The sequence below is a fragment of the Aeromonas sanarellii genome, assembly GCF_000820085.1.
Taxonomy (GTDB): domain Bacteria; phylum Pseudomonadota; class Gammaproteobacteria; order Enterobacterales; family Aeromonadaceae; genus Aeromonas; species Aeromonas sanarellii.
The window spans coordinates 227,391-243,518 of the sequence record NZ_CDBN01000021.1; the positions used below are offsets into that span (position 1 = coordinate 227,391).

General features: G+C 60.8%; 14 protein-coding genes. 9 read left to right on the top strand and 5 right to left on the bottom strand.

Annotated features, from left to right (window positions below; translation table 11 throughout):
• Window positions 1-37 precede the first annotated feature (37 nt).
• From BN1132_RS04610 to BN1132_RS04620, 3 genes are all read right to left on the bottom strand, one after another.
• Window positions 38-532, bottom strand: a complete 495-nt coding sequence (locus BN1132_RS04610; protein WP_042075426.1) for a GNAT family N-acetyltransferase — start codon at window positions 530-532, stop codon at window positions 38-40.
• Between the two features lie 104 nt (window positions 533-636).
• Window positions 637-951, bottom strand: coding sequence for a DUF4377 domain-containing protein (locus tag BN1132_RS04615; RefSeq protein ID WP_042075428.1), 315 nt, complete (start codon window positions 949-951; stop codon window positions 637-639).
• A 96-nt stretch (window positions 952-1,047) separates the two neighbouring features.
• Complete coding sequence (locus BN1132_RS04620; protein ID WP_042075430.1) at window positions 1,048-2,334, bottom strand: citrate synthase; 1,287 nt, start codon at window positions 2,332-2,334, stop codon at window positions 1,048-1,050.
• Between the two features lie 423 nt (window positions 2,335-2,757).
• Here BN1132_RS04620 and sdhC point away from each other — a divergent pair, with 423 nt between their 5' ends.
• The 8 genes from sdhC to sucD all read left to right on the top strand — a co-directional run bounded on the left by sdhC (window position 2,758) and on the right by sucD (window position 12,336).
• Window positions 2,758-3,147, top strand: a complete 390-nt coding sequence (gene sdhC / locus BN1132_RS04625) for a succinate dehydrogenase cytochrome b556 subunit (protein WP_042075432.1) — start codon at window positions 2,758-2,760, stop codon at window positions 3,145-3,147.
• The gene (sdhD, locus tag BN1132_RS04630; protein ID WP_042075434.1) at window positions 3,141-3,485 is read left to right on the top strand and encodes a succinate dehydrogenase, hydrophobic membrane anchor protein; all 345 of its coding nucleotides are present in this window, start codon (window positions 3,141-3,143) and stop codon (window positions 3,483-3,485) included. Before sdhC ends, sdhD begins: the two co-directional genes overlap by 7 nt.
• Before the next feature lies 1 nt (window position 3,486).
• Entirely contained in the window at window positions 3,487-5,253 is a 1,767-nt protein-coding gene (sdhA, locus tag BN1132_RS04635) for a succinate dehydrogenase flavoprotein subunit (protein ID WP_042075436.1), read from the top strand.
• A gap of 16 nt (window positions 5,254-5,269) precedes the next feature.
• The gene (locus BN1132_RS04640; RefSeq protein ID WP_042075439.1) at window positions 5,270-5,986 is read left to right on the top strand and encodes a succinate dehydrogenase iron-sulfur subunit; all 717 of its coding nucleotides are present in this window, start codon (window positions 5,270-5,272) and stop codon (window positions 5,984-5,986) included.
• A gap of 118 nt (window positions 5,987-6,104) precedes the next feature.
• Window positions 6,105-8,915 carry a 2-oxoglutarate dehydrogenase E1 component gene (gene sucA / locus BN1132_RS04645; RefSeq protein ID WP_042075441.1) on the top strand — a complete coding sequence of 937 codons (2,811 nt, stop codon included), beginning with the start codon at window positions 6,105-6,107 and terminating at the stop codon, window positions 8,913-8,915.
• A gap of 87 nt (window positions 8,916-9,002) precedes the next feature.
• Window positions 9,003-10,193 (top strand): 2-oxoglutarate dehydrogenase complex dihydrolipoyllysine-residue succinyltransferase, encoded by a 1,191-nt coding sequence (gene odhB / locus BN1132_RS04650; protein ID WP_042075442.1) that lies wholly within the window; start codon window positions 9,003-9,005, stop codon window positions 10,191-10,193.
• A gap of 104 nt (window positions 10,194-10,297) precedes the next feature.
• The gene (gene sucC / locus BN1132_RS04655; RefSeq protein ID WP_042075444.1) at window positions 10,298-11,464 is read left to right on the top strand and encodes an ADP-forming succinate--CoA ligase subunit beta; all 1,167 of its coding nucleotides are present in this window, start codon (window positions 10,298-10,300) and stop codon (window positions 11,462-11,464) included.
• Entirely contained in the window at window positions 11,464-12,336 is an 873-nt protein-coding gene (sucD, locus tag BN1132_RS04660) for a succinate--CoA ligase subunit alpha (protein WP_005300222.1), read from the top strand. The genes sucC and sucD overlap by 1 nt, the downstream gene beginning before the upstream one ends.
• Before the next feature lie 227 nt (window positions 12,337-12,563).
• On the opposite strand, the gene BN1132_RS19890 is transcribed toward sucD, so the two are convergent.
• Window positions 12,564-12,776 carry a hypothetical protein gene (locus tag BN1132_RS19890; protein ID WP_157005320.1) on the bottom strand — a complete coding sequence of 71 codons (213 nt, stop codon included), beginning with the start codon at window positions 12,774-12,776 and terminating at the stop codon, window positions 12,564-12,566.
• Between the two features lie 342 nt (window positions 12,777-13,118).
• Between BN1132_RS19890 and BN1132_RS04665 the strand changes: the two genes are divergently transcribed.
• The gene (locus BN1132_RS04665; protein WP_042075447.1) at window positions 13,119-13,553 is read left to right on the top strand and encodes a YcgN family cysteine cluster protein; all 435 of its coding nucleotides are present in this window, start codon (window positions 13,119-13,121) and stop codon (window positions 13,551-13,553) included.
• Between the two features lie 288 nt (window positions 13,554-13,841).
• On the opposite strand, the gene pflB is transcribed toward BN1132_RS04665, so the two are convergent.
• Window positions 13,842-16,124, bottom strand: coding sequence for a formate C-acetyltransferase (pflB, locus tag BN1132_RS04670; RefSeq protein ID WP_042075596.1), 2,283 nt, complete (start codon window positions 16,122-16,124; stop codon window positions 13,842-13,844).
• Window positions 16,125-16,128 lie beyond the last annotated feature (4 nt).

Genomic DNA, 16,128 nt, shown 5'->3' on the forward strand with positions numbered 1-16,128 from the left:
AGGCGCCTTTTTTATTGGTTTTTTGCCATCAGCACGCTCAGCACGGCTCGGCCAGGGGCAGGCGCATATAGACTGCGCCCTCCCCATACTCTGCCAGCGACTTCTCCGTGGCGGCGGGCATAAAGCCCTGTCTGCGCCAGAAGGCCGGGGCATCCTGTACCGCCACCAGACCCGCATGGCGGTAACCCTCTCGGCTCGCGAAATCCAGCGCCGTGGCGAGCAGGCGTTGACCCACCCCTATGCCGCGCGCCTCGGGGGCGACGGCGAGATCGTGCAGATAGAACTCCTCGTCACCAGCCAGTCCCTGCATGGGCACCGAGAGGGGCGGGGGCTCGTGGGCACGCCAGGGGTGGCAGAGCAGGTAGCCCTGCACCTTGCCCCTGTGCTCGGCGACCCAGCAGCAGGCCGGGGCCAGCTCGGTCTTGTTCTGCATCACCTCGAGGGGCTCGGGATCGAACAGGTGATAACACTGGTGCTGGATGGCCATGATGGCTGGCCAGTCGGGGATCCCTATGGTGCGGATGTTAATCATAACCTGTGGCGCTATTGCGGTGGGTCAATCCATGACGGGACGCCAGACTAGCATAAGGTGCTGATTAGTTGAACAGGAATGGGTTATATGACGCCCTTATAGGTTCAGCGAACGGCTTCCTTGCTCACCACCTTGATCAGTCGGTAGCGCAGAGAGGAGGCATCCGCCGGCACATCGGTCAGCTGCTCCTTGGTGACTTCCAGCTGATAACGGTAGCCGGGCTCGAAGGTGAAGCCCTCGATCTGCTGATAGAAGAGGCTCCAGCTCTCGCCGGGCTGGCCGCGCACCTGCATGCATTTCATGGGGGCGACACCGATGCAGTCGGCGAGCTTGTCCTGGACATAGAGGGTCTCGGTGGTCGGGGTGCTCTGGCAGGCGCTGAGCAACAGGGTGGAACAGAGTAGCAGGGGGGCTTTCATCAGGGTCTCTCCTTGGTGCGAAAGGGCGCGATTAAAGCGGCAAATAAAAAGGCGGTCAATGACCGCCTTTGTAACAAACCATGTCGGTACGCCGGATCAGCGTTGGTCGAGTGGGGTGAACTCGCGTTGCGGCAGACCGGTGTAGAGCTGGCGCGGGCGGCCGATCTTCTGGTCCGGGTCGGAGTGCATCTCGTTCCAGTGGGCAATCCAGCCGATGGTACGGGAGATGGCAAAGATCACGGTGAACATGGACATGGGGATGCCGATGGCCTTCATGATGATGCCGGAGTAGAAGTCCACGTTCGGGTAGAGCTTCTTCTCGATGAAGTAGGGGTCGGACAGCGCGATGCGCTCCAGCTCCATGGCCACGTCCAGCAGCGGATCCTTGATCTGCAGCTCGGTCAGTACCTCGTGGCAGGTTTCGCGCATCACGGTGGCACGGGGGTCGTGGTTCTTGTAGACCCGGTGGCCGAAGCCCATCAGGCGGAAGGGGTCGTTCTTGTCCTTGGCGCGGCCGATATACTCGGGGATGCGATCCACGGAGCCAATCTCCTCGAGCATCTTGAGGCAGGCTTCGTTGGCACCGCCGTGGGCCGGACCCCACAGGGAGGCGATCCCCGCGGCGATACAGGCGAACGGGTTGGCACCGGAGGAGCCGGCCAGACGCACGGTGGAGGTAGAGGCGTTCTGCTCGTGATCCGCATGCAGGGTGAAGATGCGGTCCATGGCGCGTTCGACGATGGGGTTGACCTTGTACTCTTCGGTCGGCACGCCAAACATCATGTGCAGGAAGTTGCCTGCATAGGAGAGGGCGTTGCGCGGCTGCATGAAGGGCTGGCCGATGGAGTACTTGTAACACATGGCGGCCAGGGTCGGCATCTTGGAGAGCAGACGGAAGGCACAGATCTCGCGATGCTCCTCGTTGTTGATGTCGAGGGCATCGTGATAGAAGGCGGACAGCGCGCTGACCACACCGCACATGACGGCCATGGGGTGGGCGTCGCGACGGAAGCCACGGAAGAAGAAGGCGATCTGCTCGTGCACCATGGTGTGGCGAGTCACCAGACGCTCAAACTCCGCGTATTGGGTCTTGGTGGGGGCTTCGCCGTACAGCAGGATGTAGCAGACTTCGAGGTAGCTGGCCTGGGTGGCCAACTGGGCGATGGGGTAACCGCGGTGCAGCAAGACACCCTGGTCGCCATCGATGTAGGTGATGGAGGATTTGCAAGAACCGGTGGCCATGAATCCGGGGTCGAAGGTGAAGTACCCTTGCGCGCCCAGCTTTCTGACATCGATCACATCGGGTCCAACGGTACCGGACAGGATCGGTAGTTCAACCGGCTCTTTTCCGGGCAGATGTAAGGTGGCTATCTTATCAGCCATAGCACGTCTCCTTTGCTCTTTTATAATTTGGTTCCAGCCCTACTTTATTACGACTTTCATGACGCTGGCAAAGGTTCTTACCCGTACCACGGCGGCTGGAGCGCCCTATTTGAACCAGAGAACCACAGCTTTGTCAATTTTGCTGGAAGATCATTAATGACTTGTTAAAGCTGTTGTGGGATCTGGTTTACGGTTTTGGATTTTCTGTGTAGCTATTTGATTGTCATTGGTTAAGGCCGCCGATATACTGCGCCACGTGGGTGATGGTCGTCGGTGTTTGAAACGCTTTCGCAAAGCCAGATGTGATATCTAAAATGTTATTTTTGGCTTTCCTGAGTTGTTTTGGTAACAAAAACCTAACAAATGCCACTCCTAGCCCTCAAAGCGTGTGAAAACAATAACTAACGTGCTCAATGGAGCTGAGTGGGCAAAGCCGTGAAAAACAAACAGAGACCTGTAAACCTCGACCTACAGACGATCAGCTTTCCTGTCACCGCCATCGCTTCCATCTTGCACCGTGTCTCAGGGGTCATCACCTTTGTGGCATTGGCCATCTTGCTGTGGATGCTTGGTACTTCACTCGCCTCTCCCGAAGGATTTGAATCTGTCGTTGCCATCATGGACAACGTCCTGGTCAAGTTCGTGCTGTGGGGGATCCTGACCGCGCTGGCCTACCACATCGTGGGCGGTCTGCGTCACCTGGTCATGGACATGGGCTATTGGGAAGAGCTGGAATCCGGTAATCAGAGCGCCCGTGTGGCCTTCGTGATCACCGCGGTTTTGGCGGTATTGGCGGGGGTGCTGGTATGGTAACCAATTCTGCAACTTTCGGGCGCAGCGGCGTTCACGATTACATTCTGATCCGCGCTACCGCCCTCATCATGACGTGCTACGTCCTCTATCTGGTGGGTTTCGTCGCGTTCAACGACATCACCTACGAGGTGTGGACCGGCTTCTTCGCCAACACCTTCACCAAGGTCTTCACCCTGCTGACGCTCCTGTGCGTATTGATCCACGCCTGGATCGGTCTGTGGCAGGTACTGACCGACTATATCAAGCCGGTCGGGCTGCGCGGTGCGCTGCAGTTCGTGCTGGTGGTGGTGCTGTTTGTCTATGTGATGACGGGTTTCGTCGTGCTGTGGGGTGTGTAAGGTGACTATTCCAACTCGTGAATTTGATGCGGTCGTGATCGGTGCCGGTGGTGCCGGCATGCGCGCCGCGCTGCAGATTGCCCAATCCGGCAAGAGCTGCGCACTGCTTTCCAAGGTTTTCCCGACTCGTTCCCACACGGTCTCCGCCCAGGGCGGGATCACGGTCGCCCTGGGCAATGCCCACGACGACAACTGGCAGTGGCACATGTACGACACTGTCAAGGGCTCCGATTACATCGGTGATCAGGAAGCCATCGAGTACATGTGCAAGACCGGCCCCGAGGCCATCTATGAACTGGAGAACATGGGCCTGCCCTTCTCCCGCTTTGACAACGGTACCGTCTACCAGCGTCCCTTCGGCGGTCAGTCCAAGAACTTCGGCGGTGAGCAGGCCGCCCGTACCGCGGCGGCGGCCGACCGTACCGGCCACGCCCTGCTGCACACGCTTTATCAGCAGAACGTCAAGAACCAGACCACCGTCTTCTCCGAGTGGTATGCCCTGGATCTGGTGAAGAACCAGGACGGCCACGTGGTGGGTTGCACCGCCATCGACATGGAGAGTGGCGAGGTCGTCTACTTCAAGGCCAAGGCCACTGTGCTCGCCACCGGCGGCGCCGGTCGCATCTATCAGTCCACCACCAACGCCCACATCAACACAGGTGACGGCGTCGGCATGGCGCTGCGCGCCGGGGTCGGCGTGCAGGACATGGAAATGTGGCAGTTCCACCCCACCGGCATCGCCGGGGCAGGGGTGCTGGTGACCGAAGGGTGCCGCGGTGAAGGCGGCTACCTGCTGAACAAGGACGGCGAGCGCTTCATGGAGCGTTATGCGCCGAACGCCAAGGATCTCGCCGGTCGCGACGTGGTGGCCCGCTCCATCATGATCGAGATCCGCGAAGGCCGCGGCTGCGACGGTCCCTGGGGCCCGCACATCAAGCTCAAGCTGGATCACCTGGGCAAGGACGTACTCGAATCCCGCCTACCGGGCATCTGCGAGCTCTCTCGCACCTTTGCCCACGTGGATCCGGTCAAAGAGCCCATCCCCATCATCCCGACCTGCCACTACATGATGGGCGGCGTGCCGACCAACGTGAACGGCCAGTGCCTGACCCAGGACAAGAACGGCAACGACGTGCCGGTGGTCGGTCTGTTCGCGGTAGGGGAGATCGCCTGCGTGTCCGTGCACGGTGCCAACCGCCTCGGCGGCAACTCCCTGCTGGATCTGGTGGTGTTCGGTCGTGCCGCCGGCATGCACCTGGTCAACACCCTGGGCGAGATGGATCACGGTCGCGATGCCTCCGAGTCTGATCTCGATGCCGCCCTGGCCCGCTTCAACCGCTGGGAAAATACCCGCAGTGGCGAAGATCCGGTGCAGATCCGCAAGGACCTGCAGCGCTGCATGCAGAACAACTTCTCCGTGTTCCGTGAAGGGGATGCCATGGCCGAAGGGCTCGAGGAGCTCAAGGTCATTCGTGAGCGCCTCAAGTCCGCCCGTCTGGACGACACCTCCAGGGAGTTCAACACCCAGCGCATCGAGTGCCTGGAGCTGGACAACCTGATGGAAACGGCGTTTGCCACCGCGGTGGCGGCGAACTTCCGCACCGAGAGCCGGGGCGCCCACTGCCGCTTCGACTTCCCGGATCGCGACGACGAAAACTGGCTGTGCCACAGCCTCTATCATCCGGACACCGAGTCCATGACCCGTCGCGCTGTCAACATGTCACCCAAGACCCGTGAGGCGTTCCCGCCCAAGGTCCGGACTTACTGATTGCGGAGCCAGCACAATGAACGTCACATTCTCTGTCTACAGATACAATCCGGACGTTGATAACGTCCCGCATATGAAGGAATATCGTCTTGATATTCCTGAAGGTTCCGACATGATGGTGCTCGACGCACTGATCCAGCTCAAGGAGCTGGATCCCACGCTCGCCTTCCGCCGCTCTTGCCGCGAAGGGGTCTGTGGATCAGACGGTCTCAACATGAATGGCAAGAACGGTCTTGCCTGCATCACCCCGCTCTCCGATCTGCTGAAGAAGGGCAACAAGGTCGTCATCCGGCCCTTGCCCGGTCTGCCGGTGATCCGGGATCTGGTGATCGACATGACCCAGTTCTACACCCAGTGGGAGAAGGTCAAACCCTTCCTCATCAACGATGACAAACTGCCGCCCGTGCGTGAGCACCTGCAATCCCCCGAAGAGCGCGCCAAGCTGGACGGCCTGTACGAGTGCATTCTCTGTGCCTGCTGCTCCACCTCTTGCCCCTCCTTCTGGTGGAACCCGGACAAGTTCATCGGTCCGGCCGGTCTGCTCGCCGCCTATCGCTGGCTGGCAGACAGCCGCGACACCGCCGCGACCGAGCGACTGGGCAACCTGGACGACGCCTTCAGCGTGTTCCGCTGCCACGGCATCATGAACTGCGTGAACGTCTGTCCCAAGGGCTTGAATCCGACCAAGGCCATCGGTCAGATCAAGTCGATGCTGCTCAACCGGGCTGTTTAGTATCAGGGCCAGGGCGCCACGCGCCGGGCCCGACCTCTGGATAGCCATCCCGTCCCTGGTGGGATGGCTATGACCCTACAAGCTGCGCTGCAGTGAACAAGATGTACAAGGGATAGAAATGCATAACGGCGTGATGAAGGCCTGGTTGGAGTCATCTCACCTGGCTGGTGCGAATGCAAGCTACATTGAGGATTTGTACGAATCCTTCCTGGAAAACCCCGACTCCGTGGCCGACGAGTGGCGCAGCCTGTTCCAGGCGCTGCCCCAGGTCAATGGACATGCAGTCGAACAACCCCACTCCCAGGTCCGCGACTATTTCCGCCGCCTGGCCAAGGAACCCTCCCGTTACAGCGCCCCCGTCTCCGATCCCCAGGTGGATGCCAAGCAGGTCCGCGTACTGCAACTGATCAACGCCTTCCGTTTCCGTGGCCATCAGAATGCCAACCTGGATCCCCTGGGTCTGTGGCAGCGCGAACCGGTCGCCGAGCTCGATCCCGCGTTTCACAACCTGCAGGGGGCCGACATGGAGGCCACCTTCAACGTGGGCTCCTACGCCATCGGTCGCGAGACCATGGTGCTCTCCGAACTCTACGCCTCGCTCAAGAAGACCTACTGCAGCAGCATAGGTGCCGACTACATGCACCTCACCTCCACCGAGGAGAAGCGCTGGCTGCAGGACAGGCTCGAATCCATCGAAGGGAAGGGCAGCTACAGCATCGAGGAGAAGACCCGCTTCCTCGAGAGCCTGACCGCCGCCGAAGGGCTGGAAAAATACCTGGGTGCCAAGTTCCCGGGGGCCAAGCGTTTCTCCCTGGAAGGGGGCGATGCCATGGTACCCATGCTGAAAGAGCTTATCCGCCGCGCCGGTGAGCAGGGCTGCAAGGAGGCCGTCATCGGCATGGCCCACCGCGGTCGCCTGAACGTGCTGATCAACGTGCTGGGCAAGCGCGCCCAGGACCTGTTTGACGAGTTTGCCGGCAAGCACGGCGAATCCTGGGGTACCGGGGACGTGAAGTACCACATGGGCTTCTCCTCCGACTTCGCCACCCCGGGCGGCAACGTCCACCTGGCGCTCGCCTTCAACCCGTCCCACCTCGAGATCGTCAACCCCGTAGTCATCGGCTCCGTGCGTGCCCGCATGGACAGACGCGGCGACAAGGACGGCTCCAGCGTCCTGCCCATCACCATCCACGGTGACTCCGCCATCGCGGGGCAGGGGGTAGTGGCCGAGACCTTCAACATGTCCCAGACCCGTGCCTATGGCGTGGGCGGGACTGTGCGTATCGTCATCAACAACCAGGTGGGCTTCACCACCTCCTATCAGCGTGACCTGCGCTCCACCGAATATTGCACCGACATCGCCAAGGCGGTGCAGGCGCCTGTGCTGCACGTCAACGGGGACGACCCGGAAGCCGTGGTGCTGGTGACCCAGATTGCCCTGGATTATCGCAACACCTTCAAGCGCGACGTGGTGATCGAGCTGGTCTGCTACCGCCGTCACGGCCACAACGAGGCGGATGAGCCGAGCGCGACCCAGCCCCTGATGTACCAGAAGATCAAGCAGCACCCGACCCCGCGCAAGATCTACGCCGATCAGCTGATCGCCGAAGGCAGCATCACGCCGGAGCTGGCCACCACCCTGGTGAACGACTATCGCGACACCCTGGATCGGGGCGAGCGGGTGAGCAAGGAGTGGCGCCCCATGGAGCTGCACTCCGTGGACTGGACCCCGTATCTGGGTCACGACTGGGCCATGGCCTATGACAGCACAGTGCCCATGGATCACTTGAAGGCCCTGGGTGAGCGCATCAGCCAGTACCCGGCCACCCATGTGCTGCAGCGCCAGGTCGAGAAGATCTACGAAGACCGCCGTCTGATGGCCGCCGGCGAGAAGCTGGTGGACTGGGGCTTTGCCGAGACCCTGGCCTACGCCACCCTGGTGGACAAGGGGTCCCGCATTCGCTTCACCGGCGAAGACTCCGGCCGTGGCACCTTCTTCCACCGTCACGCCGTGCTGCACAGCCAGACCGATGCCAGCACCTACACCCCGCTGTGCAACCTGCACGACGAGCAGGGTCCGTTCGAGATCTACGACTCCGTGCTGACCGAGAACGCGGTGTTGGCGTTTGAATATGGCTACGCCAGCGCGGAGCCGGCCGGCCTCACCATCTGGGAAGCCCAGTTCGGCGACTTCGCCAACTGCGCCCAGGTCGTGGTGGACCAGTTCCTCTCCTCCGGCGAGCAGAAGTGGGGCCGGATGTGCGGCCTGACCATGCTGCTGCCCCACGGCTACGAGGGCCAGGGCCCGGAGCACTCCTCCGCCCGTCTGGAGCGCTATCTGCAGATGTGCGCCCAGCACAACATGCAGGTGTGCGTGCCCTCCACCCCGGCGCAGGTGTTCCACATGCTGCGTCGCCAGGTGGTGCGCCCGATGCGCCGTCCGCTCATCGTGATGACGCCCAAATCCCTGCTGCGCCACCCGCTGGCGGTGAGCAAGCTCGAAGAGCTGGCACAAGGCACCTTCCAGAACGCCATCGGCGAGATCGATGCGCTGGATCCGAAGGGCGTCAAACGCGTGGTGTTCTGCTCCGGCAAGGTCTACTACGACCTGCTGGATGCCCGTCGCAAGGCCGAGCAGCAGGACGTGGCCCTGGTGCGTATTGAGCAGCTCTATCCCTTCCCGGAAGAGGAAGTGCGCGCCATCCTGGCAGACTACAGCCATGTCACCGACTTCGTCTGGTGCCAGGAAGAGCCGCAGAACCAGGGCGCCTGGTACAGCACCCGTCATCACTACGACAGCGTGCTGCCAAGCCATGCCCGTCTGCGTTACGCCGGTCGCCCGGCCTCGGCCTCACCGGCCGTCGGTTACATGTCCGTCCACGCCAAGCAGCAGAAAGCCCTGGTGGAAGACGCGCTGACCCTGGAATAAACGAGTTGCGGATGAGGGGGCCCGTGTCGGGACCCTCTCTGACCTGGAATAAGCCTGCTGGCCAAGAAGTAACAAGGAACTGATTACATGACTATCGAGATCAAGGTACCGGACCTGCCGGAATCCGTGGCGGATGCCACCATCGCGACCTGGCACAAGAAACCGGGTGATCTGGTTGCCCGCGACGAAGTGCTGGTTGACATCGAAACCGATAAAGTCGTGCTGGAAGTGCCCGCGCCGGAAGCCGGCGTGCTGGGCGACATCCTGCAGAGCGAAGGGGCCACCGTGCTCTCCCGCCAGCTGATCGCCATGCTCAAGCCTGCCCCGGTGGCCGGCGAAGAGACCAAGGAGAAGCCGGTGGAGGCCGTGGCCGATGACGCCGGCGAGGGGTTGAGCCCCTCTGTGCGCCGTCTGGTGGCCGAGCACGACATCGACGTGGCCAAGCTGACCGGTACCGGCAAGGGCGGTCGCGTCACCAAGGAAGACGTGGAAGCCTTCATCAAGAACCTGGGCAAGCCGGCAGCCCCCGTCGCCGCCGTGGCAGCCGCACCGGTTGCGCCCATTGCCCCCCTGGCCGGTCGCACCGAGAAGCGCGTGCCCATGACCCGGTTGCGCAAGCGCATCGCCGAGCGTCTGCTGGAGGCCAAGAACACTACCGCCATGCTGACGACCTTCAACGAGATCAACATGGCGCCCATCATGAAGCTGCGCAAGCAGTACGGTGAGATCTTCGAGAAGAAGCACGGCATCAAGCTCGGCTTCATGTCCTTCTATGTGAAGGCGGTGGTCGAATCCCTGAAGCGCTACCCGGAAGTGAACGCGGCGCTGGACGGTGACGACATCGTCTACCACAACTACTTCGACGTCAGCATCGCCGTCTCCACCCCCCGCGGTCTGGTGACCCCGGTGCTGCGCGACTGCGACAGCATGAGCCTGGCGGACATCGAGAAGGCCATCAAGGATCTGGCCGGCAAGGGCCGTGACGGCAAGCTGACCGTGGACGAACTGACCGGCGGCAACTTCACCATCACCAACGGTGGCGTGTTCGGCTCCCTGATGTCCACTCCCATCATCAACCCGCCCCAGAGCGCCATTCTGGGCATGCACAAGATCCAGGACCGTCCCATGGCCGTCGACGGCAAGGTCGAGATCCTGCCGATGATGTACCTGGCGCTCTCCTACGATCACCGGATCATCGACGGCCGCGAGTCCGTGGGCTTCCTGGTCTCCGTCAAGGAGCTGCTGGAAGATCCGACCCGTCTGCTGCTGGATGTCTGAGCAACTGACTGAAAGATAACGAGGGGCCGCCCAGGCCCCCATTCACAGGGGATTGAGAAACACGAGCCCCGGACGGAAATACCTACAACACGGATAGAGCATCTATGAATCTGCATGAATATCAGGCAAAACAGCTGTTTGCCGAGTATGGCCTGCCGGTCTCCGAAGGTTATGCCTGTGCCACCCCGCAGGAAGCGGCCGAAGCGGCCGACAAGATTGGCGGTAATACCTGGGTCGTCAAGTGCCAGGTCCACGCTGGTGGCCGCGGCAAGGCGGGCGGCGTCAAGCTGGCCAAGAGCAAGGACGAGATCCGCGCCTTCGCGCAAGCTTGGCTCGGCAAGAACCTGGTGACCTACCAGACTGACGCCAACGGTCAGCCGGTCACCAAGATCCTGGTGGAATCCTGCACCGACATCGCCAAGGAGCTGTACCTGGGCGCCGTGGTAGACCGTGGCAGCCGCCGCGTGGTCTTCATGGCCTCTACCGAAGGTGGCGTGGAGATCGAGAAAGTCGCCCACGAAACCCCGGAACTCATTCACAAGGCCGCCATCGATCCCCTGGTTGGCCCGCAGCCTTATCAAGCCCGCGAGCTGGCCTTCAAGCTGGGTCTGGTCGGCGATCAGATCAAGCAGTTCACCAAGATCTTCATGGGTCTGGGCCAGATGTTCCTGGACTGCGACTTCGCCCTGCTGGAGATCAACCCCCTGGTCATCACCGACAAGGGCAACCTGCACTGCCTGGACGGCAAGATCAACATCGACGCCAACGCCCTGTACCGTCAGCCCAAGCTGCGCGAGATGCACGACCCGTCCCAGGATGACCCCCGTGAAGCGCACGCCGCCCAGTGGGAGCTGAACTACGTGGCGCTCGACGGCAACATCGGCTGCATGGTCAACGGCGCGGGCCTGGCCATGGGTACCATGGACATCGTCAACCTGCACGGCGGCTCACCGGCCAACTTCCTGGACGTCGGCGGCGGCGCCACCAAGGAGCGCGTGACCGAGGCCTTCAAGATCATCCTGTCCGACAGCAAGGTACAAGCCGTGCTGGTCAACATCTTCGGCGGCATAGTGCGCTGCGACATGATCGCGGAAGGGATCATAGGTGCCGTGAAGGAAGTGGGGGTGAAAGTGCCCGTGGTGGTGCGTCTGGAAGGCAACAATGCCGAACTGGGTGCCCGTAAACTGGCCGACAGCGGCCTCAATATCATCGCCGCAACGAGTCTGACTGACGCAGCTCAGCAAGTGGTTAAAGCAGCGGAGGCCAAATAATGAGCGTTCTGATCAACAAAGACACCAAGGTGATCTGCCAGGGCTTCACCGGCGGTCAGGGTACCTTCCACTCCGAACAGGCCATCGCCTACGGTACCCAGATGGTCGGCGGCGTGTCGCCGGGCAAGGGCGGCACCACCCACCTGGGCCTGCCGGTGTTCAACACCGTTCGTGACGCCGTGGAAGCCACCGGCGCCACCGCCTCCGTCATCTATGTTCCGGCCCCGTTCTGCAAGGACGCCATCCTGGAAGCCATCGATGCCGGCATCAAGCTCATCGTCACCATCACCGAAGGCATCCCGACCCTGGACATGCTGGACGTCAAGGTGAAGCTGCAGGAGACCGGCGTGCGCATGATCGGGCCGAACTGCCCGGGCGTCATCACCCCGGGTGAGTGCAAGATCGGTATCATGCCGGGTCACATCCACAAGCCGGGCAAGGTGGGCATCGTCTCCCGCTCCGGCACCCTGACCTATGAAGCGGTCAAGCAGACCACGGACGAGGGTTTCGGCCAGTCCACCTGCGTCGGTATCGGTGGCGACCCCATCCCGGGTTCCAACTTCATCGACATTCTGGAGATGTTCCAGAACGATCCGCAGACCGAAGCCATCGTGATGATCGGCGAGATCGGCGGCAACGCCGAGGAAGACGCGGCTGCCTACATCAAGGCCCACGTCACCAAGCCGGTGGTCTCCTACATCGCGGGTGTCACCGCTCCGGCTGGCAAGCGCATGGGTCATGCGGGCGCCATCATCGCCGGTGGTAAAGGCACAGCGGCCGAGAAATTTGCCGCCCTGGAAGATGCCGGCGTGAAAACCGTGCGGTCGCTTGCCGATATCGGCAAGGCCCTGCGTGAAGTGACCGGCTGGTAAGATGTTCTAGCCCGTTCTCACCGAGAGAAAAATGCCGGCCCTGGGGCCGGCATTTTTTTATGGTCCTGGGTTTCCATGCCTCTGGGTGCCAACCGATATCATGCCTCGTTCTATCGGTGGAGCTCGACCTGCATGGGGCCGGAATGAGAGTGCAAACGCCGGTTCGATGGATCATTGCCTGAAGTGCGGGTGGAAGAGGCCCCGGGGAAGCGGCCAGGGCTGTGCACTTATTCGGTTAAAACAGAGATGTCCTGCTGACCATGCTGCGGCATGGTGGCGGCAAAGTTGTTGCGACCCCCTCCCTTGCCGTAAGCAGGCTCCATTCCTCCTGATGGGAGGGCACCTCCAGCTGCGGGCGCTTCTCCCGGGATCACCGAGGAGGAGCAGGACGTGAGCAATAGCGATGCCGCTATCAGCAATGCAAGTTTCAACGTCTTCATGACAACGTCCTCTGTCCAGCTAATGGGCTGGACTTCGAGTTATCAGTTTAGGCCCTGTTGAGGGGTCACAATGCACCCGAGGTGACACTAACCCTAGTCGTTTGAGGCTTTATGATGGGGATCTCTTATGAAATCAACGGCAAGAACGTCATGGCAAATTTGCCAAAAAATGCGATGAAATGATTAAAGGTGGATCCATTGTGCCACTTTGGATGTCGATGCCGGTCAACCCAGCCTGCGCAGGCTTAGTGCCGATGGGCGTTGGGCTTGACCCTCTGCCTTGAAAAATCGGGCCATAGGGCGTATAACCACGCGCTTGTCAGTGTATTTAGCGAGCCTTCTATGCAAACTCCTTTTTGGCAGGAAAAGACCCTGCAGCAGATGACCATGGCCGAGTGGGAGTCTCTGTGCGACGGCTGCGGCAAGTGCTGCCTGAACAAGCTCATCGACGAGGACACCGAGGAGCTGGTGTTCACCAACGTGGCCTGCAACCTGCTCAATACCAAGACCTGCCAGTGCTCCGACTACGTCAACCGCTTCAAAAAAGAGCCGGACTGCCTGCAGATCACCCACGACAAGATCGCCGAGTTCAACTGGTTGCCTTCGACCTGCGCCTACCGCCTGCTGGCGGAAGGGCAGAGCCTGCCCGAATGGCATCCGCTCATCACCGGCAGCCGCAGCGCCATGCACCAGGCCGGCCAGTCGGTACGCGGCAAGGTGGTGCACGAAGCCTATGCCGGTGACTGGGCCGACCATATCATCACCTGGGCCAGCTAAGCGGCTGCTCAGGCCATCCACAGCATCTATTTGCCACAGGGGCAGGGGAGGAGACTCTTCTGCCCCTGTGGCATTCAGTGGTCACGAGGACGAACAGGGTTGTGACTCTCATCCTGGTCCTCGCAGCATTCCGTGGCTGAGTGAAAGGCGGCTTCCTCCCTGCCTCCCCTTGATAATGGGGAAGGGATAAAAGAACAGATGCCTCTCAGCCTCCAAGTCGGCAGGCCAGGGTGAGCAGGCATAAAAAAACCGGCGCCTGGGCGCCGGTTTTTGTTCACCGAGACTCTATTACAGAGAGGCGGTGAAGGTACGGGTGATGACGTCTTGCTGTTGTTCCTTGGTCAAGGAGTTGAAGCGAACGGCATAACCGGATACGCGGATGGTCAACTGCGGATATTTCTCCGGGTTTTCCATGGCGTCCAGCAGCATTTCACGGTTCATCACGTTGACGTTCAGGTGCTGACCACCTTCCAGGTTGGCTTCGTGGTGGAAGTAACCATCCATCAGGCCGGCCAGGTTGGCTTTCTGGGCTTCCATGTCTTTGCCCAGGGCGTTCGGCACGATGGAGAAGGTATAGGAGATACCATCTTTGGCGTAGGCGAACGGCAGCTTGGCGACGGAAGTCAGGGAAGCAACGGCACCCTTCTGGTCACGACCGTGCATCGGGTTGGCACCCGGGCCGAACGGCGCACCGGCGCGACGACCATCCGGAGTGTTACCTGTCTTCTTGCCGTACACCACGTTGGAGGTGATGGTCAGCACGGACTGGGTCGCCACGGCGCCGCGGTAGGTGTTGAGCTTCTGGATCTTCTTCATGAAGCGCTCGACCAGGTCACAGGCAATGTCATCGACGCGAGCGTCGTTGTTGCCGAACTGCGGGTACTCGCCTTCGATCTCGAAGTCGATGGAGACGCCATCGGCATCACGTACCGGCTTAACCTTGGCGTACTTGATGGCAGACAGGGAGTCGGCGGCCACGGACAGACCGGCGATGCCGCAGGCCATGGTGCGATAGACGTCACGGTCGTGCAGCGCCATCAGGGAGGCTTCGTAGCTGTACTTGTCGTGCATGTAGTGGATGATGTTCAGGGCGGCGACGTACTGCTTGGCCAGCCAGTCCATGAAGTGATCCAGACGGTCCATCACATCGTTGTAGTCCAGGTACTCGCTCTTGATCATCTCGGTCTTCGGGCCGACCTGGATCTTGAGCTTCTCGTCCATACCGCCGTTGATGGCGTACAGCATGGTCTTGGCCAGGTTGGCACGGGCACCGAAGAACTGCATCTGTTTGCCGACGATCATCGGGGACACACAGCACGCGATGGCGTAGTCATCGTTGTTGAAGTCCGGACGCATCAGGTCGTCGTTCTCGTACTGAACGGAAGAGGTCTCGATGGATACCTTGGCGCAGTACTTCTTGAAACCGACCGGCAGCTTCTCGGACCACAGGATGGTCAGGTTCGGCTCAGGGGACGGGCCCATGGTGTACAGGGTGTTCAGCATACGGAAGCTGTTCTTGGTGACCAGGGTACGGCCATCAACGCCCATACCAGCCAGGGTCTCGGTAGCCCACATCGGGTCGCCGGAGAACAGTGAATCGTATTCCGGGGTACGCAGGAAGCGAACCATACGCAGCTTCATGACCATGTGGTCCATCAGCTCCTGGGCTTCTTGCTCGGTGATCAGACCCTTCTGCAGGTCACGCTCGATGTAGATGTCCAGGAAGCTGGAGGTACGGCCGAAGGACATGGCGGCACCGTTCTGGGACTTGACTGCCGCCAGGTAGGCGAAGTAGGTCCACTGTACGGCTTCTTTGGCGTTTTTGGCCGGAACGGAGATGTCGCAGCCATATTTGGCAGCCATCACCTTCATCTGGGCCAGGGCACGGTGCTGCTCGGAGATCTCTTCGCGCAGACGGATGGTGGCTTCCAGGTTGACACCGTTTTCCAGGTCGGCCTGCAGGGACTTGAACTGGGCCAGTTTGTCGGCCATCAGGAAGTCGATACCATACAGGGCAACACGACGGTAGTCACCGATGATACGGCCACGGCCGTAGGCATCCGGCAGACCGGTGATGACGCCGGACTTGCGGCAGTTCAGGATGTCTTTGGTGTAAACGTCAAACACGCCCTGGTTGTGAGTCTTGCGGTACTCGGTGAAGATCTTCTCGACCATGGGGTCCAGCTGACGACCGTACACTTCGCAAGAGGTCTTGACCATCTTGATACCGCCGTTGGCGATGATGGCGCGCTTGAGCGGCTTGTCGGTCTGCAGACCAACGATTTGCTCCAGGCTCTGATCGATATAGCCGGCATCGTGAGCGGTAATGGTGGAGGGCAGGTCGGTATCAAAATCGACCGGCGCGTGAGTGCGGTTCTCGATCTTGATGCCTTCCATGACCTTGTCCCACAGCTTGGTGGTGGCTTCGGTCGCGCCAGCCAGGAAGGACTCGTCACCTTCATACGGGGTGTAGTTCTTCTGGATGAAGTCACGGGTGTTGACAGAGGTCTGCCATTCACCGGCTGCGAAGCCTTCCCATGCTTTTTGGAACTGTTCGTTAAGTTCTGCCATTTTC

What these genes read in the sequence shown, in the direction of transcription:
- BN1132_RS04610 (WP_042075426.1), bottom strand. Translation starts at nt 532, where the DNA reads ATGATTAACATCCGCACCATAGGGATCCCCGACTGGCCAGCCATCATG.
- BN1132_RS04615 (WP_042075428.1), bottom strand. Translation starts at nt 951, where the DNA reads ATGAAAGCCCCCCTGCTACTCTGTTCCACCCTGTTGCTCAGCGCCTGC.
- BN1132_RS04620 (WP_042075430.1), bottom strand. Translation starts at nt 2,334, where the DNA reads ATGGCTGATAAGATAGCCACCTTACATCTGCCCGGAAAAGAGCCGGTT.
- sdhD (WP_042075434.1), top strand. Translation starts at nt 3,141, where the DNA reads ATGGTAACCAATTCTGCAACTTTCGGGCGCAGCGGCGTTCACGATTAC.
- BN1132_RS04640 (WP_042075439.1), top strand. Translation starts at nt 5,270, where the DNA reads ATGAACGTCACATTCTCTGTCTACAGATACAATCCGGACGTTGATAAC.
- sucA (WP_042075441.1), top strand. Translation starts at nt 6,105, where the DNA reads ATGCATAACGGCGTGATGAAGGCCTGGTTGGAGTCATCTCACCTGGCT.
- odhB (WP_042075442.1), top strand. Translation starts at nt 9,003, where the DNA reads ATGACTATCGAGATCAAGGTACCGGACCTGCCGGAATCCGTGGCGGAT.
- sucC (WP_042075444.1), top strand. Translation starts at nt 10,298, where the DNA reads ATGAATCTGCATGAATATCAGGCAAAACAGCTGTTTGCCGAGTATGGC.
- sucD (WP_005300222.1), top strand. Translation starts at nt 11,464, where the DNA reads ATGAGCGTTCTGATCAACAAAGACACCAAGGTGATCTGCCAGGGCTTC.
- BN1132_RS19890 (WP_157005320.1), bottom strand. Translation starts at nt 12,776, where the DNA reads ATGAAGACGTTGAAACTTGCATTGCTGATAGCGGCATCGCTATTGCTC.
- BN1132_RS04665 (WP_042075447.1), top strand. Translation starts at nt 13,119, where the DNA reads ATGCAAACTCCTTTTTGGCAGGAAAAGACCCTGCAGCAGATGACCATG.
- pflB (WP_042075596.1), bottom strand. Translation starts at nt 16,124, where the DNA reads ATGGCAGAACTTAACGAACAGTTCCAAAAAGCATGGGAAGGCTTCGCA.